Genomic DNA, 15,996 nt, shown 5'->3' on the forward strand with positions numbered 1-15,996 from the left:
GCTTAATTAATGAGCTAGCTTCAACGTAAACGTAAGGTTGATATCGGCGTCAGATACTAACAATAAGTGAGAGTTACTGTCGATAAGTGCCACTTCTACGTGAAATGGCACTGGCGCTCTCTAAAAAGCAGGGAAGCTTTTCTAACAATACTCACTGTTATACCCTTAGTTTGGCTAACTTAACTGTATTGTTGGATAATAGACAACCTTCCCATCTTCAATTAAGTCATCTAAATTGACTCTTTCATGTCGGATAATTAACTCTTTAGAAAGATCATGACGAATAGGATTTGATAATAGTTCGTTCACAGGGAACTTAACGAGTGCCTCCTTGCTTTCTATACAATAGTCTATTAATTGAGTATCGGTATAGCGAATTATCCGGTCCATAGCTTCACAATTAGCTAAATACTCAGGGTTCTCTGCAACCGTCTCGTAAGTTGTACGCTTATGGTAAAGGTGATAAACGGGATTTTTGAACGTTTTAAACTTCAAGAAGCGTTCAATTTTGTAAGCAAAAACGTCATCTTCTCCTCCCCACCCCCAGAACTCTTCAGGCCAGCCGCCAATTTGAACAAAGTTTGATTTTCGAATCAGTACCATACCGCCACTAAAATTAAGAAAATCTCTACACTCAGATTTATCTTTTTCAGCAATGGGATAATTTAACTTCATGTCGGGTGAGTTATGAATCATCTCACTTAAATCTGCAGGAAGATCAATAACGACATTAAAGGGATTCACTGCCTCAAATTCCTGTTGGCAACTGATGATACATCGGTTTAAATCTTCTGGGTCAATAATAATATCAGAGTCAAGAAATATAAGCACATCATGGCATGCTAGAATGGCGGCTTGATTCATGATTTTACTTTTATTAAATGGCTCAAGTTCATTTCCTACATAAATTTGGTTAATGGTTCCTGGTTTGAGTGAAAACTCGGTCTTAGAGCCATGTTCAGCCAGTATTATTTCACAATTTTGATAATTGGTAATTACCCATTTCAACGTAGAAAAACAGTTTTTTCTCTTTCACTACTTGCGTTCCTAAATGGAATAATAAAAGACACCACACTTTCATTCATTTATTTACCCTCTATTTTCAACTCAAAGCAGGTTGTTCAATTAAGTTTGCTTGCATCGAACCATGCTCACTCCCGTTTTGCAAACTGTGCTTTAACGGAGAAAAACCATTAAAACCGACAGTAGCAAAACTCGCAGAATATGCGCCACATGAGAGTATTAATACAGGGTCCCCAGATTGTAGATCTTCAGGAACGAGAATTTGACTAGTCTCATCATTAATCACATCATACGAGTCACACGTTGGCCCAGCAACAATTGCTAGGTACTAGCTTACTGTCCTTACGCGTGGGGAAGCGCATTTTATATCTGATTTTGTCAGTTTCAAATAAACCATTAAATACTCCACAAGACAGATATAACCACCTCTCTCTAGTACCACATGGTTGAATCCGCTCAGATAAACGCACCACATGCGCACGAATCATACCACTATCAGCAACAATATAGCGGCCCGGCTCAGCGATAAAACGTAAGGAGTACCCTATATCTTTTTGCAGCCGCGACATATTTTCACGAATTGTGCTAAATATTTTTTCTTCTGGTGGAGATAATTTATTTCCCTGCTTATCTAAATAGCCACTGCAAGGGAATCCGCCCCCTAAATTAATATACTCTAACTGTATTCCTTTAGATTTTAGGTTAAGCAAAACCTCTCTCCAGAGAGTAAATAACTGTTCCCATGCTGCAACTTCCATTTGTTGCGAACCAACATGTGCAGAAAGCCCCGCGGGCTTCAAACCGCTTCTCTTTGCTTCTATTAAAACTTGAACCGCTTCCTTTCCTGAGCAACCAAATTTTCGACTTAACTCCCACAATGCGCCTTTGCCTTCATTAGCAATACGACAGCAAATTCGGCTGCCACTCGCGAGACGTGCTATCGCTTGAACATCGCCTATGTTATCGGTCACAAAATCACGAATATTTAAATAATAGGCATGACTAATATCTTTGTCCGACTTAATGGTATTGCCATAGTGGATTTTACTAACATCGCATCCAGATTTAATTGCTTGTATAATTTCATTCACTCCTGCAGCATCAAAACCAGAGCCTTTTTCAACAAGCGACCTCAATACACCATCAACCGGGCATGCTTTGATAGCGAATCGTATATCTACACCAGGTAGTGCATGCGATAACCTATCATATTGACGCTCTATTCCTGCCAAATCGAACGTAATGGCATCGAAATTATCATCATTATGTTCTTGATACTTCATCGTAATTTATCTTCCGCTGATAATTAAATGCTAACTTGCTTCTTACTTGAATTTATTAGTGAAGGCCAAACCTCCGTTAAAAATATAAAGTCCTCCATATCAGATTTGGCTTCGGACAATAACTCACTGAATCGATCACTAATTATACGTGAGAGTTTTTCATAACGACCGCCGAGTTTAGCATATTCTTTAATAATTATATTCAGCGTCTTTTTAGCTGTTTCCTGATCGAGTTTTAGACTTTCTTCTATCACCCCCAAAACAACTTCCGAATTAACTTGGTAATCATGGTCTAGTAGCTCTAATCCAAGTTCATCTAATCTGGAAAAAATAAAACCGAAATAATTAAGAGATACATAATACTTAACCAACCTAATTTGATAATCGAAGAAACCATCATCTGTTTTTCTTTCTGGGGTATGGTAGTTATCTATATGTCTATTGTGCTCTACACCTGGAAGTTTTGAGCTATTAATCATATGTATAAGAAAGTAGTCAGAAGCGATGGTAGACTTCGCCGGAGGAAGCGGTATTTTTTGGTGCACTTTATAGAAACTGACATTGCACATATCGACCGCATAGGGATCAACAGAGCATAGGATCGACTTATCACCGTTAAATCGTTCTATTCCATTACCTTTAAATGACTTCTCTACAAATTCTTTCCTCTGGGCCTCAGAGTAGCTGTCTGGAACATCAAGGCTAACAATTGTCTCATAAACGTCTGAGTTTATGCTTTGCATCTCTTGAACATCTACAGACATTGCGCCAATAAAGGCGCCTCCGACCAACGAAACAGGCATCTGCTCTTGCTCAGGTAACAAGGTCACATAATCAACCTTTCCAGATACATCATGAGCATTTTGAGATAGAGAGCGAAGCTCCTGGTAGATAGGAAAAATATATTCACCGTTGACTCTCTGTAATCGACTATCAGAATCTCTTCGGTGAATACTGTCACAACCAAAAGCGGTACTGATTAAAAAACCTCTATTCGTGCACGCCCCATAAGAACAGCCTTCAGGCAGCATTATCGCTAACAACCTCGCCATCACGTCATGCTGTTTTGCATCATATATAACATTGCGGATAAAACTTTTCTGTCTCTTATCATCAAAATATGAAACTGATACTTTATTTACTTGGTCATACTGCTTAACAGCTTCAAGGTTTGATTTATATTCATCCCCGCTTGAAGTATCCAAAATTAAAACATGAACAAGCACATCAAAATTATCAACCGCATATTTAGCTTCTTTGATCATCAAGCCAATCGCGTTGGCGCATTCTCGGTTGGTGGGTAAAAAAAGACAAATTTTCTTCACTAAAGCTCCTTATTATGCGAAGCCGCTGAACTAAAAATGTCATGCCTCACCGATTTGTACACATAGACTGAATTGCGCTAAGTTTCTATTGCATATGCATACTCTTCCAGTTGCATGGCAGAAGTTTGCGAGCAGTACAACAAAAGAAACTAAGCCAACAAAATAGTGGACATTGCCAAGTGTGATTGGGACAACGTGATACTGAAGTCTCTATTTAAACGCGGAGTGAGTATGTTGAATACGCGCTCACTGACAAGTTGAACCTGAGTCGAGATTGGAGATGGGTATTCGTACGTGAAGACAGCAATAGCATACTGCTATAAAAGCGCTGCATGTTCTTAGAATAGGAAAGCCCTCGCCAGCATGTACTGGCGAGGGCTTCAAATTTCAGGCATAAAAAAACCAGCCTGAGCTGGTGACTTTATCTCTCATCATCAAGCTATCATGCAATTTGATGATGAATATTGGAGGCGCCTCCCGGAGTCGAACCGAGGTCCACGGATTTGCAATCCGCTGCATAGCCACTCTGCCAAGGCGCCTTTATCTGGTACTGGTATCTGTAAATTCACTGGCAACTACGCTTAGTTACGTAACTGATCATTGAGATGGTGCCCCGGGCCGGACTTGAGCTAGGCACAACGCGAACGTCGAGGGATTTTAAATCCCTTGTGTCTACCAATTCCACCACCAGGGCACATGCAAACACCATCATCCTCTCGCTTCACCGTGAGGACGAGACGTACTTTACCCTAATATGATTCTGGGTCAACCGTAAATTCTTACTTTATGAATCATATGGTTAAATTCCCAACTATCTGCACAAAGCCCCACCAAAATCTTAGGTACTAACTGCACCGTCGTTGCTTTTATAAATGACGAGTTTTTTATTTTCGATGACTCCCAGACAGGATTAACCAAAATGTTAATCCTGAGCCATAAAAAAACCCTGATCATCTAAATCAGGGTTTACCTCTAAGAAGTTGCTAACTACAGATTCACGCTTATTTTTGCACACCTTCAATGTGCAGTTCCATATCTACGTAGCTTGATGCGCCCATGACAGGAATCTTAAAGTCCACTAACTCCAAACGAGTAGTTCCATAAAAACCAGCGCGCTCACCGCCCCACGGGTCTTGGCCAGCGCCAATAAACTCAGCGTTGATGGTAATCGGCTGGGTCACACCATGAAGGGTAAGATCCCCTGTAATGTCTAACTTGCCATCACCATTGTCTTTCACACCTGTACTTTTAAACACTGCCTCACCGTACTTACCTGCATCGATAAAATCAGAGCTACGAATGTGCTTATCACGTTCGGCATGATTCGAGTCCAGACTTGTTGTGTCGACGGTGACTTCCACCGAAGAGGCAGCAACGTTTGCAGGATCATAGCTAAACTGACCAGAGAAGTCGTTAAAGCGACCTTGAATAAAGCTGTAACCTAAATGGCTCACCTTAAAGTTCACTGAGGCGTGGGCGCCTTTAGTATCAATAGCGTAATCAGCGGCATTTGCACCTAGTGGCAACATCATTGCCACTGCCATTCCTGTAGCGATTAGTGTCTTTTTCATTTCGAAACTCCTAACATTTTTCGAAGAGTATTATCTTTATTGATAAAGTGATGCTTTAAGGCGGCTAACGCATGCCCTGCAGCGGCTAAAATAACAAACCAAGCGGCATAGAAATGAACCTCCCCTGCAATATCAGACTGATTTGCAAAGAGTTCACCTAATGCTGGAACTGTAAACCATTCAAAAACGTCTATACCTCGACCATCTGACGTTGATATCAAGTAACCACTGGTGAAAATGACCAGTAACGCAATGTACATCATCAGATGTCCTACTTTAGCCCCCATTTTTTCAAAGGCAGAACCTTCTATATCAGGACTAGGCGTTACATGCTTCCAAATTAATCTAACTATAGTAATCACAGCCAAGAGTATGCCCACCGATTTATGCCAATGCGGCGCTGTTTTATACCACTCGCTATAATACGTAAGATCAACCATCCAAAGTCCGACTGCAAACATACCAATGATCACCAAAGCGGATAACCAATGCAGTGCTCTTGAGACAGCGTTGTAATTTTGAACCGTGGTTGTTGCCATTTTCCTTTCCATTTATTGATACCAATTATCATTCGTCATATTAACGACTATTTAACGCTTGAGATACAGTATTTACTTAAATTGACATTACGACGATAGGGAAGGCTTGATAAAGTCATTCAATTTTTTCGAACTAACTCAACCACAACAATTTGCGACCCTACGCTAGTCCAACGGCATCTCTATTTCATACAGTTCATCTCCAATATCGAGCACTCTGCGTTCGAGTACCGCTTTGGCATCCTCTAATCCCTTGTTGTAAAAGGCTGGACCCAATTTTTTGATGAGAAAGTCCAATAAAAACTCGGCATCAAACTGCCCTAAATCTTGCTCCAATTCTTCAGAAAAGTACTGTTGCAATTGAATAATAATGTCATTTCGTTGCTTTGAATCAAACATCGCGCCCTTCTTTCATACTCAACGTGTATCACATAATGTTACATTTTATCTTCTATGACGCATAGGGTTTTAAATCATTCAAGTTTTAACACACCATCCATACGCGTTATTCCAACCACCTCTCATTATTTCGATTATTTATGAATCTCTGTTTCATTTTTGAAACTAAACCACTATGCTGAGTGCAAATATACGGAGGAACCATGAACACAGGGTATCAAGAACGCATCACTCAATTATTGAAAGAACACGGAGTGACTAACCACGAACTGGCCGAAGCAATTGGAAAAGGTAAGGCAACCATTGGTCGCTATCTGACAAAAGGCGCGACAAGAACCTACCCTTCAATAGAAGATCTTGCCCTCATTGCTCAGTATTTTAAAGTTCAACCTCATTGGTTATGCTTCGGTATTGGTGATAAGCATACCCACGCGCAAACATTAACAAACGCGGTAAACGTCGGTGCATCTACTGTCAGTGTTTATACAAGAACCGAAGTCCCACGCCTGCTAAGCGGTGAGCAAGCTGACTCTGTGAGCTCCATTCCTGTTCCTAGCAAACATAACAACTGCTTCGGCGTGTTATACCCTGTGTCAGGGGCGCTATCATACAAATGGGACTGCGTAGCGCTTGTTGAACAAGGCCAAGAATGGGTAAATGATGATATTGTCCTGGCTCGCTTACCAGGTAATGATTACCCAGAATTTTTCACATTAGTCAAAATCGGTGCAGTCATTCATGTTTGGTATGGTGATGACACATCGAAAAATGCCATTCATCAAGTAATGGATGACGAGATTGATGTTATTGGTGTGGTGCGCTGGGGCACATGGTCCAAGCGTGGCTAATTAAAAAATGCTGCATTTACCAAATGCAGCTAGGTTAAGGAATAGACCGTGCTTCTTGATGTTGTTGTTCACAGCTTAAATCAATTTGAAGGTGACTGTTTAACGCTATGTGCTCACCACTACCCTGCTGTTCACAATAAGGGAATGACTGAGCACCACTTGGCTCTCGCATTTGTCAAACGATTAGTAGCAAATCAAACTGGCGCAAGTCAGCACTGCGAATATGCGCCGATTGAATTAAATAAACGCTCAGAAGCCCCCCAACATTATCGTGTGTCTTCCTCTCAAGGTACCGTTTGGGTGATCACGCATCACTTTGTTAACGCGAGTCCTTCGAGCCGAGAGCGTTTGCTTGAAAAGATTCAAGAATGGCAATCAGAATATCGATTTGCCATCCAACCCCATGATTTATTGGTGCTCATCGCCGACCACTGGATGAATCGTAATATCTTTAGCAGAGAGATTATCCACTGGTGGACGCATCAATTGCCAGAAGACCGTGACTTATACGCTCAACAAGGAGTCAAACTAGCCGAAAGCCCCAGCTATTTGCGCCAACGTTTGCTAGCTCGCAACCAATTAACACCACGTTATATTTTATATTCCCACCCCATTAAGCGAGCCAAATACGGGGATTCACTTAAAAAGTACGTCCAACTTTACGCTATTGTTCAAAGCTAATACATGAATGGTAATCAATGAAGCGTTAAATGCTTCGTGTCGGTTTCTGTCATTAAAGGTTCACGCGAATTTTGCATAGTAAGGGATATGTTTACGTTAGCTGTATGAGTTCTGGCCTCGCCTATTCATGAAAAGTCTTAAACGATATCAATATGAACGTTACGCTGTGCTCTGTAACCTTGCTTACCCTCGCATATTTAAACAAACACGCTATGGGTTTGACCCGAACGGTCAGAGAACAATCGCTAACCGTTCGGGTAAAACCGTCGTTAGAGTTTTATGGAACAAACATCAAGAAGAAGCCATCATCGTTATCAAAGGATCTCATAGCGTCAGCGATTGGCTACTTAATTTTGCGCTATGGCAACGCTCATGCCAAGCATTCGGTCTCGATTACTCCATCCATGCTGGGTTTCATTTTATACTCAATCAAGAAAGCCAGCCGAGTCACAAGTTAGATACTCTCGGTTTATCACTGTTTGAACGTACCATGGTGATCGCCAGTGGACTCATTGAGAATGGCAAAAGAATTACGATTACTGGGCACTCATCAGGGGGAGCAATCGGCTGTGTGATAGCCGATGCATTAGAACAGAAGCACCCTAAATCCATTAAGCGAATCGTCACCTTCGGGCAGCCCGCTATCGGTGGGTGGCGCTTTAAAAAGCACTTTAATCTGGCTCATAAGACCTATCGAATCTGTTGTGACCTGGACATCGTCACTTTCCTCCCACCGCTACCGTTTGCTTATTGGCATGTTGGCAAAATGTTATGGCTCTATAATGGTCGTATTTTCGAGAATACCCCTTCAGTCGTGCGATTCAGTCGTTCCGTTGTTTCTTGGCTCATCCGACCTTTTTCATATCACTTAATGAGTAAATATATTCGCAATAAAGATTATTTCGATGAGAGATAAATGAGAGGTGTGTCGATATTTTAACTAAATATCAACGAATTTTCTTTCTGATTAAAAATCAACCAATAGCTTTGCATGTTATTGAGCTTCGTCAACTTTTGAATAAATATCGCTATTTATGAATTTGATTATTTTGAAAACAATGAATTATATCACTAAAATTTCAAGGTTCATCAGCTGAGTACACTATCTTCTCAACGATAACATTGGACAATTAACCCAATTAGGCACCTTTCATAACCATGGTGAATTTGACTTATTTTCCACTCATGACATTATTATATGAATATCTCGAATAAATGTTATCTTCATGCTACTCACTGACAAGCACCAATTTACACAACGAATTAAGATCGACCATACTGGAAGCTATGTCGCAAAATATAAAGACCTTATATTAAAAAGTGTTTTTCAACCGATCTTCTGTCGTGCTGGTACAATTATTGGTATGGAAGCGCTAGTTCGACTTTATGACCAAGATAACAAACCTATTCCACCTAATCTTTTTTTCCAAAATGAAAGTATTCCTCTCTCTGACCAACTGAACGTTGACCGATTAAGTCGCGTAATTCACATTCGAAATTTCAGTATGTCTGAGTATCGAGAAAGGCTACTATTTCTGAACTTTCTCCCGATTTCCAGTGAACGGTTAGCCGCAGAAGGACTTCAATCATCCTTATTGATGTCACGCTTAAAAGCACTTCAGATAGACTGCAAACGTGTCGTAGTAGAATTGGTTGAGCTAACCGCGTTTAGCCCAAGAACATTGGCTTCGGCAGCAAAACACTTAAGTGATGCGGATTTTCTTATAGCGATTGATGACTTCGGCTGTAAGGAGTCAAACCCAGAAAGAGTGGCATCCATTCGCCCCAATATTCTGAAATTTGATCGCCAACTATTGTTGGATTACATCGCAGGAAAGAAATCCCCACTTGTTGATGGCATCGCACTGGCTAAAGCAAATGGTGCAAAAACCGTGATAGAAGGAATAGAAACCGACGAACAACTGGCAATAATGAGATCGTTAGGCTTTGATTTCTATCAAGGCTTCCACTTAGCCGTCCCCATGGCACTTGAACCAAGACTCAAGCAAGTCGTCTAGTGCTTTCCCTTAACGGAATTTAAAAACGCTTACCAAGCATAAAAGTTACGCCTTCACGCGTTTTGCCACTTTGCGCCATTAAAGACGCTTCCCAATTTTCAGCAAAAGCCTTTTGCAGCCCCACCATTGTAGACCAACGACTCGAAGATTGTGTCGCACTAAACTTAATATCGCCAAGCTTGCCTTTTAACTGGCGTTGATAATCCTGATACTGACCTCCAATCACAATTCGCCAACCACTATCTCCAATATTAAGACCAACTAAAGGGGTAATGACCAGTGCGTCCAAACTGACACCCACACCAGAAACTGACGTTGATACGTACTGTGCGTCGATGGTTCCAAAAAAGTTCTTATGCCCATACGCAAGGGTAGTTCCGACAGCAGTGACGGTAGACGTTGTCGCCATGCCATTCACCTCCAAGCGAGCCAAATTGCCATTGGCAAAATCATTGACCCCAATTGAAATATTCGAAGACGTCACTGCTTTGCCTACCATGGCATTAAAGCCCCAAAATGGCAGCACCCATACGTCACCTCGAACCGCTACAATGCTGGTGGTATTAGTGGTTGAGCTTCCACCGCTTGGTAAAAGGTCGTCGACAGGCTCTCCATCAACTTTAAAGTCACCTAAATTCATCAGGTCTTCTTGCTGGTGAGTAAACAGTGAGATGCCGATCGGTTTAGGCAGCGTAATTCCCATATCACGCACTCGATCACCAAAGAATGGTAAGGTTCGACCATAATCCTCGTCTTTTGTTGGCAGTGTATCTTTTGCCCAACACATTGATGTAGTCAACGTAAATATTAATACCAAATAAACCCGTATGTTAATTACCGAGTTCAATATTACTGGATTCAATAAACGATTAAGTAATGAAAAGTCACGTCGTATATTCAAGCGAAAAAGCCTAACTAAAATTGGGTTGGTGATTCTAGCAAGGTTATGAAAACAAAAATAATTCACATTTAGTATGCGTACACACTTGAAGATACACAACGCCGATGCAATATACTCCTTATCAGCAGTGAAGCACTCGCCAGTAGTAACTGGCCAAACACAAATAAGCAAGGAATGCATGCCAAACCATACCATTAAGAAAAAATGTCTAAATGACGCCCCCGCGACTAGGTTGCCTTTATTTCTCAAAGGGTCTCTTTCTATGATGCCTTTAAGTCTCGCTGTCGTTCCTTGGGGATTTTTAGCGGGCTCCTTTGCCATTGAGTCCGGATTAACCTTCTTTGAAGGTCAAGCCATGAGTGCCATTTTATTTGCCGGTGCCGCGCAATTGGTTGCCATGGGGATGATCAAGTCTGGCGCGACTCTGCTGACGATGATGGTCACTATTTTCTTTATTACTTCTCGACATTTTCTTTACGGCCTATCTATGAGGGAGTCGATCTCCCCACTGCCGCTGAGGTGGCGCCTTGGACTCGGTTTTCTGTTAACCGACGAGTTGTTTGCGCTCTGCGGGCGTCAATCGCCGCAGCAATTTAACCGTTGGTATGCGCTCGGCGCAGGCCTGTCCTTTTATTTGATTTGGAATATCGCCACCTTGATCGGTCTTATAGTTGGTAGCCAAATTCCAGACTTACAGCAATATGGGTTGGAATTTGCTGTCGCTGCAACGTTCATTGCCATCGTCATTCCAACAATAAAATCGTTAGCAACGTTACTCGCTATCTGTTCCGCCCTCGTGACCTCCGTAATATTGGCGACTATGAACGTCGAAATGGGGTTGGTCATTGCCAGCATCGTTGGGATGAGTGTTGGCTATATAGCGGAAGGGAGAATCAAGTCATGACTTTTGCGGTAATTTTAATTCTCACTTCCATTGTTTTCGCGAGCCGCTATCTATTTCTGGAGCCTAAACTGCCGCTTAGAATCAGTGCCAGCGCAAAACGCTTTCTAAGTTACGCCAGTCCAGCCGTACTTACGGCTATTTGGGGGCCCATCGTGTTTCTTCCACATGGCGAGCTAAACTGGAGTGACAACTTGCCTTACTGTTTAGGCGCTATTTTTGCCATCATCTGCGCTAAAATTACCAACAATGTCTTGTTAACCACTATCGTCAGTATCGCGTTCTTTATATTATTAAAGCTCACCGTATTTTAAGCGGTGGGCCTTGATAGAAAAGATTACTCACCACGATTTTTTCGCTGCGAGCGATTAGACAGACCCACTCCTGGTTTGGCAGGGACTGCCCTTCTCTCGTGTAAGAGGTGGCGAATAGATAAAATAGGATGAGGAAATAACATCCTTGGGCCAGCATAACGCATCACGGCTTGCATCTGTTCTTTAGGTTGCGGTTTATAGCAATGAATGGGACATTTATTACAGGTGGGCTTCTTCTGTCCATACGGGCATCGATCTAAGCGCATTTCGGCGTAGTCAATTAGCTCACGGCAAGACTTGCACAGGCTTTTACCTTGATGATCGTCTTGATGATGATCACGACAATATATCGCGACCATCGCTTGTACCGTTTTGAACTCTGTTGCCAACTCCCCAGATAACAAGCTTAATTCAAGTTTCATCGTCATTAGTAAATCAACAATGTATCATCAATGGGTTGATAGTCGTCAGCAACGTCAATCAAATTATTAGCGGTTAATGCACGTGCACTGATAACGGTCACTTTCTTACCAAAGCGTTGTTGGATACGCTCCACAAGAATTTGAAAGTCTCCATCTCCGGACAATAAGACAATCCGGTCCACATCGGCGGCCAACTCAATCGCATCTAACGCGATACCAACATCCCAATCCCCTTTTGCGCTGCCATCTGAGCGCTGAATAAAAGGCTTAAGATGGACCTTGAAGCCAATGCCTCGCAAAATATGATGGAATTGTCTTTGCTTAGGATCGGTTGAGGAAATGGCGTACGCATTCGCCGATGTAATTTGATACTGTTCTGAAAGCTGGCGCCATAACGCATTGTAGTCAAAGCGACTTTTAAAAGCTTGGCGGGTGGTGTAGTAAATATTTTGAACGTCAACAAGGACTGCGATGGTTTCCATAACTTCGACCTAAGCGGATTTTTTCACATCATAACAGATCTATCTTGCTCGTGGATGCCTTCAGTACTGGCATATCGTCATACCATCAAAAAAGCCTCCAATTGTCATCATAAATTGGAGGCTTACTCTGTATAAAAGTTAACGAACACTAGGTTAAATCAATAACAGATTACTCATTTTTCTGTGCCAGGTGGCTGCTCACTAGGCTCGCAACCATGATCGCAAGATAAAAGCTGCCTGTGATTGACTCCAAAAAGACGAAAAATTTAGGAATCGCGAGCGTTGGAGAAATGTCACCATAACCGACTGTTGTGAGCGTAATAAAGCTAAAGTAAATCACTTCAAACAAATTATCCAACCATGGTTTATGACTTATCCCATTGAAAGGGTCAACAAATAACTCAAGTTGAATCAGGTAGATAAACGTAAAACTTAATCCAAATAGCAAGTAAACACAAATCGAGCCCACTATTTGATTCAACGTGACTTTTTTCGCCATCACCACCTGCTTTAGCGCTGAATACGTTTGTGCGAGTACAAAACACAGCATTGCTGACATCGTCACTAAAGACAGATCTTTGTTTTCAAATAAAGTAATCGTTCCCGAGGTCACAATGACCACCAGCATAACGGCATACCAAGAGCGATAGAACGTCTGCTTACGATGCACACCAACAATCGACGTCGACATGCAAAGTACAAGTAGCGCCAATACATACGACTGCGCATCGTCTTTAAATTGATGGACAACGGCACTCAGGAAAAATAGAACCAATAGCGAGCCCAGCAAAAAGAAAAAGTTATCGTCTTTCGTCACTAGTTTCAAAACCGTCTCTCCTCAATTACAGCATTTCTTTGGCGATTAAATGCAGCAGGTATGTTTCTCTTTCGATACTCATACCTTTTTTATCACTTTCAGCAATGGTCTTCTCATTGAAGGCTATCGCTTCATGTATATTAATCCAAACTGGCTTCATACCATTTTTGATTTCATAATCCTCGTAAGCGGTTTTACCCAGCTGTCGGTCAACCTTACAAGAATAACAGTAAGACACCATATGAACGACATCCGCATCCTGTTTATGCCAAGGGCGAAATTCTTCATAAATACCAAACGGCTTAATACCATGAATATTCTTAGCACCCGTTTCTTCTTCTAGCTCTCTGACCATACCTGCAATGACATCTTCCCCCTCATCTAACCCACCACCCGGTAGAGAGTAGTCATGATAACGCTCGGTATACAGTAATAGAATCTGTTCGCCATCTATCGCTATCGCTCGGGTCGCCTTTCGGTGGTAAATTTTTTTGTCGTCCAAATGATCAATATCTGGATGAATCGCGGTAGTAATCTTTCTCATGTTTTGCTCGACAACGTGGTAATACTGCGAGAAGTCTATCACATAAATGAACATTTACACTTTGACACAGTTTTATTGTTATTTCAGAAGGGACTATCATAAATGAACGCTGTATTATTACTCCCTCGCTTAAAGGGATGTTAAGCAACTAAACACTACACTGTGAGCTAAGTCCCTTTATATTATGAATGTTTATCCATTGCCAATCTCCACTTCCCCTAGAGCGACAACACCCAAGTCCGGAGTGAGACTATCAGTCATCGCTCTAACACTCATGGGCGTATTTGCCCCTTTGGCAAATGCAACTGAGCAAATCGACGTCAATACTGACACGTCTGCGCTCACTCAAGAAGACTTGCTAAAACAAGCTGTGGCGGCTGAAGAGCCCTTGAGCCACCAAGCACTGACCGCACAACAATATCGAACTTGGAATGAACTCGGCTATCGCTCTATTTCCACCAATAGTAGTTTTGAAGAGTTGCGTCAAAACGAAACCACTGTTGAGCAAGTCAGTTTTTATGACTCACCTTATCAAGTCTCTCTATTTAACCCTCAAAATGGTGAAGATAGCGAGCGCCTTTGGTCGCAAACTAAGTCTATCTTTGCTTATGGTGTGGGTGTTGCGGGTGTGTTGGCACTTATGCCTGAATCCATTACAAACTGGGAAAAAGACGACGTTCAACTCATGAACAAGTGGTGGGACAACGTACAATCTGGTCCGGTATGGGATCGAGATGACCACGTCATCAACTATATTGGACATCCTTATTTTGGTGGCGTCTATTACCAAGCGGCGCGAAAATCAGGCTATCGCCAATGGGATGCCTTTATGTATTCCACGTTAATGTCGACATTTTACTGGGAATACGGCATAGAAGCCTTTGCAGAAGTCCCCTCCATTCAAGATCTTGTCGTCACCCCTACTCTTGGTTGGGTATACGGTGAATGGGCATTTAACAAAGAAAAAGAGATTCGCCTCGGCGGCGGAACAGTTTGGGGATCCGACGCACTCGGCTCGACAGCACTGTTCTTCTTAGACCCTGTCGACAGCCTTGGTCGCGGCGTCAACAACGTTGCGGGCAGAGAAATAGTAAAAGCCGGTACTGGCTTTGTCGGTGCGCATTCCAATGTCCTTAGAAATGGCGAAGTGGAAACCAAATATCAAGTTCAAGTACAATATGCCTTTGGCGCCGGTGAGACCGATGACAGCTTGAAACGTCGTCAGAAGAAAAACTACCATCAATACACGGATGATCCAGTCACATATGGTATCGTCGGTCTCAGCGCTGGGTTTGCTTACCCTCAGTTAGACAAAGAACGTAACCTCAAAAACGACTTTGCCCCAGCATTTACACTGGGACTTTATTTCACAGAGCAGTTCTCGACGCGTCTTGGCTATATGCAAGGCAACTACGAGTCAACCGTGAGCAACCAAAAGCATGTTTATGAAAACTACAGTTTAGATTTTCAATACTATTTACTCCCTGGTAGCCCTGTTAAGCCATACCTCAATGCGGGGGTTGGTGAAGCAATGCTTGATAAAGATCGGGATACTAAGAAATTACAGTGGAATATTGGTACGGGCGTGCATTACTCAATCAATGCCAATTGGTCACTGCAAGCCGACTGGAAATACGCCTACCACCGCAATTCCGGTGCGCGAGATCATATAATGGGCTCACGCTTGATTTACCGCTTTGGTGAAGGCAATAAATACATCTAATCAACCACGATGCCTTGGTATCGTGGTGAAGGCCACAATACCAAGGACGATAGTGCGTCGTTCGACTTAAAGATGGACGTCAACATACAAATTTGTAGGAATTGTAGACACAAACACAATATCTCAACTATTTGTCGATTAAATGTAAATATTTTGACCGAATCAAAACACTTTTTCTCTGAGATCTCCTACACTTAACCAAAAG

Annotated in this window: 18 protein-coding genes and 2 tRNA genes; 7 read left to right on the forward strand and 13 right to left on the reverse strand. The window is 42.1% G+C overall.

What is annotated here, in order from left to right; all coding sequences use genetic code 11:
* Positions 1-174: 174 nt before the first annotated feature.
* The 8 genes from AC0L66_RS24375 to AC0L66_RS24410 all read right to left on the reverse strand — a co-directional run bounded on the left by AC0L66_RS24375 (position 175) and on the right by AC0L66_RS24410 (position 6,140).
* Positions 175-1,008, reverse strand: a complete 834-nt coding sequence (locus AC0L66_RS24375) for a galactosyltransferase-related protein (protein WP_473569796.1) — start codon at positions 1,006-1,008, stop codon at positions 175-177.
* 311 nt (positions 1,009-1,319) lie between these two features.
* On the reverse strand, positions 1,320-2,306 hold the full coding sequence (locus AC0L66_RS24380) for a type III PLP-dependent enzyme domain-containing protein (protein ID WP_473569798.1): 987 nt from the start codon (positions 2,304-2,306) through the stop codon (positions 1,320-1,322).
* Positions 2,307-2,329: 23 nt separating this feature from the next.
* Complete coding sequence (locus AC0L66_RS24385; RefSeq protein ID WP_473569800.1) at positions 2,330-3,631, reverse strand: DUF6271 family protein; 1,302 nt, start codon at positions 3,629-3,631, stop codon at positions 2,330-2,332.
* 465 nt (positions 3,632-4,096) lie between these two features.
* Positions 4,097-4,170: transfer RNA gene (locus tag AC0L66_RS24390), tRNA-Cys, on the reverse strand.
* A gap of 67 nt (positions 4,171-4,237) precedes the next feature.
* Positions 4,238-4,325: transfer RNA gene (locus tag AC0L66_RS24395), tRNA-Leu, on the reverse strand.
* Between the two features lie 307 nt (positions 4,326-4,632).
* Complete coding sequence (locus tag AC0L66_RS24400; RefSeq protein ID WP_265673994.1) at positions 4,633-5,202, reverse strand: YceI family protein; 570 nt, start codon at positions 5,200-5,202, stop codon at positions 4,633-4,635.
* The gene (locus AC0L66_RS24405; protein WP_265673995.1) at positions 5,199-5,741 is read right to left on the reverse strand and encodes a cytochrome b; all 543 of its coding nucleotides are present in this window, start codon (positions 5,739-5,741) and stop codon (positions 5,199-5,201) included. The genes AC0L66_RS24400 and AC0L66_RS24405 overlap by 4 nt, the downstream gene beginning before the upstream one ends.
* Before the next feature lie 165 nt (positions 5,742-5,906).
* The gene (locus AC0L66_RS24410) at positions 5,907-6,140 is read right to left on the reverse strand and encodes a DUF2164 domain-containing protein (RefSeq protein ID WP_265673996.1); all 234 of its coding nucleotides are present in this window, start codon (positions 6,138-6,140) and stop codon (positions 5,907-5,909) included.
* 203 nt (positions 6,141-6,343) lie between these two features.
* Here AC0L66_RS24410 and AC0L66_RS24415 point away from each other — a divergent pair, with 203 nt between their 5' ends.
* The 4 genes from AC0L66_RS24415 (at position 6,344) to AC0L66_RS24430 (ending at position 9,687) form a co-directional block, all read left to right on the forward strand.
* A complete protein-coding gene (locus AC0L66_RS24415) occupies positions 6,344-6,988 on the forward strand; it encodes a helix-turn-helix domain-containing protein (protein WP_265673997.1) in 645 nt (214 codons plus the stop codon).
* Positions 6,989-7,036: 48 nt separating this feature from the next.
* Positions 7,037-7,669 carry a hypothetical protein gene (locus tag AC0L66_RS24420; RefSeq protein ID WP_265673998.1) on the forward strand — a complete coding sequence of 211 codons (633 nt, stop codon included), beginning with the start codon at positions 7,037-7,039 and terminating at the stop codon, positions 7,667-7,669.
* Positions 7,670-7,796: 127 nt separating this feature from the next.
* Entirely contained in the window at positions 7,797-8,585 is a 789-nt protein-coding gene (locus tag AC0L66_RS24425; protein ID WP_265673999.1) for a lipase family protein, read from the forward strand.
* A gap of 310 nt (positions 8,586-8,895) precedes the next feature.
* Positions 8,896-9,687 (forward strand): EAL domain-containing protein, encoded by a 792-nt coding sequence (locus AC0L66_RS24430; protein ID WP_265674000.1) that lies wholly within the window; start codon positions 8,896-8,898, stop codon positions 9,685-9,687.
* 19 nt (positions 9,688-9,706) lie between these two features.
* Here the strand turns inward: AC0L66_RS24430 and AC0L66_RS24435 are convergent, their stop codons facing one another.
* Positions 9,707-10,474 carry a hypothetical protein gene (locus AC0L66_RS24435; protein ID WP_473569804.1) on the reverse strand — a complete coding sequence of 256 codons (768 nt, stop codon included), beginning with the start codon at positions 10,472-10,474 and terminating at the stop codon, positions 9,707-9,709.
* A gap of 292 nt (positions 10,475-10,766) precedes the next feature.
* Between AC0L66_RS24435 and AC0L66_RS24440 the strand changes: the two genes are divergently transcribed.
* Both AC0L66_RS24440 and AC0L66_RS24445 read left to right on the forward strand, forming a co-directional pair.
* Positions 10,767-11,492 carry an AzlC family ABC transporter permease gene (locus AC0L66_RS24440; RefSeq protein ID WP_265674002.1) on the forward strand — a complete coding sequence of 242 codons (726 nt, stop codon included), beginning with the start codon at positions 10,767-10,769 and terminating at the stop codon, positions 11,490-11,492.
* Positions 11,489-11,803 carry an AzlD domain-containing protein gene (locus AC0L66_RS24445; protein WP_265674003.1) on the forward strand — a complete coding sequence of 105 codons (315 nt, stop codon included), beginning with the start codon at positions 11,489-11,491 and terminating at the stop codon, positions 11,801-11,803. Before AC0L66_RS24440 ends, AC0L66_RS24445 begins: the two co-directional genes overlap by 4 nt.
* A 23-nt stretch (positions 11,804-11,826) precedes the next feature.
* On the opposite strand, the gene AC0L66_RS24450 is transcribed toward AC0L66_RS24445, so the two are convergent.
* The 4 genes from AC0L66_RS24450 to AC0L66_RS24465 form a co-directional block, all read right to left on the reverse strand.
* The gene (locus AC0L66_RS24450) at positions 11,827-12,231 is read right to left on the reverse strand and encodes a nitrous oxide-stimulated promoter family protein (RefSeq protein ID WP_473569806.1); all 405 of its coding nucleotides are present in this window, start codon (positions 12,229-12,231) and stop codon (positions 11,827-11,829) included.
* Positions 12,231-12,707 (reverse strand): LabA-like NYN domain-containing protein, encoded by a 477-nt coding sequence (locus AC0L66_RS24455; RefSeq protein ID WP_265674004.1) that lies wholly within the window; start codon positions 12,705-12,707, stop codon positions 12,231-12,233. The genes AC0L66_RS24450 and AC0L66_RS24455 overlap by 1 nt, the downstream gene beginning before the upstream one ends.
* 169 nt (positions 12,708-12,876) lie before the next feature.
* Positions 12,877-13,533, reverse strand: a complete 657-nt coding sequence (locus AC0L66_RS24460; RefSeq protein ID WP_265674005.1) for a potassium channel family protein — start codon at positions 13,531-13,533, stop codon at positions 12,877-12,879.
* A gap of 16 nt (positions 13,534-13,549) precedes the next feature.
* Positions 13,550-14,068: an NUDIX hydrolase gene (locus AC0L66_RS24465; RefSeq protein ID WP_265674006.1), complete on the reverse strand. Its 519-nt coding sequence runs from the start codon at positions 14,066-14,068 to the stop codon at positions 13,550-13,552.
* A gap of 184 nt (positions 14,069-14,252) precedes the next feature.
* Here AC0L66_RS24465 and AC0L66_RS24470 point away from each other — a divergent pair, with 184 nt between their 5' ends.
* Positions 14,253-15,791: a DUF3943 domain-containing protein gene (locus AC0L66_RS24470; protein ID WP_265674007.1), complete on the forward strand. Its 1,539-nt coding sequence runs from the start codon at positions 14,253-14,255 to the stop codon at positions 15,789-15,791.
* The last annotated feature ends 205 nt before the right edge of the window (positions 15,792-15,996 follow it).

This window comes from Vibrio sp. GJ43-1 (assembly GCF_055808835.1).

Excerpts from the sequence above, each read along its gene's own strand:
- AC0L66_RS24380 (WP_473569798.1), bottom strand. The coding sequence starts at position 2,306 with ATGAAGTATCAAGAACATAATGATGATAATTTCGATGCCATTACGTTC.
- AC0L66_RS24400 (WP_265673994.1), bottom strand. The coding sequence starts at position 5,202 with ATGAAAAAGACACTAATCGCTACAGGAATGGCAGTGGCAATGATGTTG.
- AC0L66_RS24405 (WP_265673995.1), bottom strand. The coding sequence starts at position 5,741 with ATGGCAACAACCACGGTTCAAAATTACAACGCTGTCTCAAGAGCACTG.
- AC0L66_RS24410 (WP_265673996.1), bottom strand. The coding sequence starts at position 6,140 with ATGTTTGATTCAAAGCAACGAAATGACATTATTATTCAATTGCAACAG.
- AC0L66_RS24415 (WP_265673997.1), top strand. The coding sequence starts at position 6,344 with ATGAACACAGGGTATCAAGAACGCATCACTCAATTATTGAAAGAACAC.
- AC0L66_RS24425 (WP_265673999.1), top strand. The coding sequence starts at position 7,797 with ATGAAAAGTCTTAAACGATATCAATATGAACGTTACGCTGTGCTCTGT.
- AC0L66_RS24430 (WP_265674000.1), top strand. The coding sequence starts at position 8,896 with ATGCTACTCACTGACAAGCACCAATTTACACAACGAATTAAGATCGAC.
- AC0L66_RS24435 (WP_473569804.1), bottom strand. The coding sequence starts at position 10,474 with ATGTGTTGGGCAAAAGATACACTGCCAACAAAAGACGAGGATTATGGT.
- AC0L66_RS24440 (WP_265674002.1), top strand. The coding sequence starts at position 10,767 with ATGCCAAACCATACCATTAAGAAAAAATGTCTAAATGACGCCCCCGCG.
- AC0L66_RS24445 (WP_265674003.1), top strand. The coding sequence starts at position 11,489 with ATGACTTTTGCGGTAATTTTAATTCTCACTTCCATTGTTTTCGCGAGC.
- AC0L66_RS24450 (WP_473569806.1), bottom strand. The coding sequence starts at position 12,231 with ATGACGATGAAACTTGAATTAAGCTTGTTATCTGGGGAGTTGGCAACA.
- AC0L66_RS24455 (WP_265674004.1), bottom strand. The coding sequence starts at position 12,707 with ATGGAAACCATCGCAGTCCTTGTTGACGTTCAAAATATTTACTACACC.
- AC0L66_RS24465 (WP_265674006.1), bottom strand. The coding sequence starts at position 14,068 with ATGAGAAAGATTACTACCGCGATTCATCCAGATATTGATCATTTGGAC.
- AC0L66_RS24470 (WP_265674007.1), top strand. The coding sequence starts at position 14,253 with ATGAATGTTTATCCATTGCCAATCTCCACTTCCCCTAGAGCGACAACA.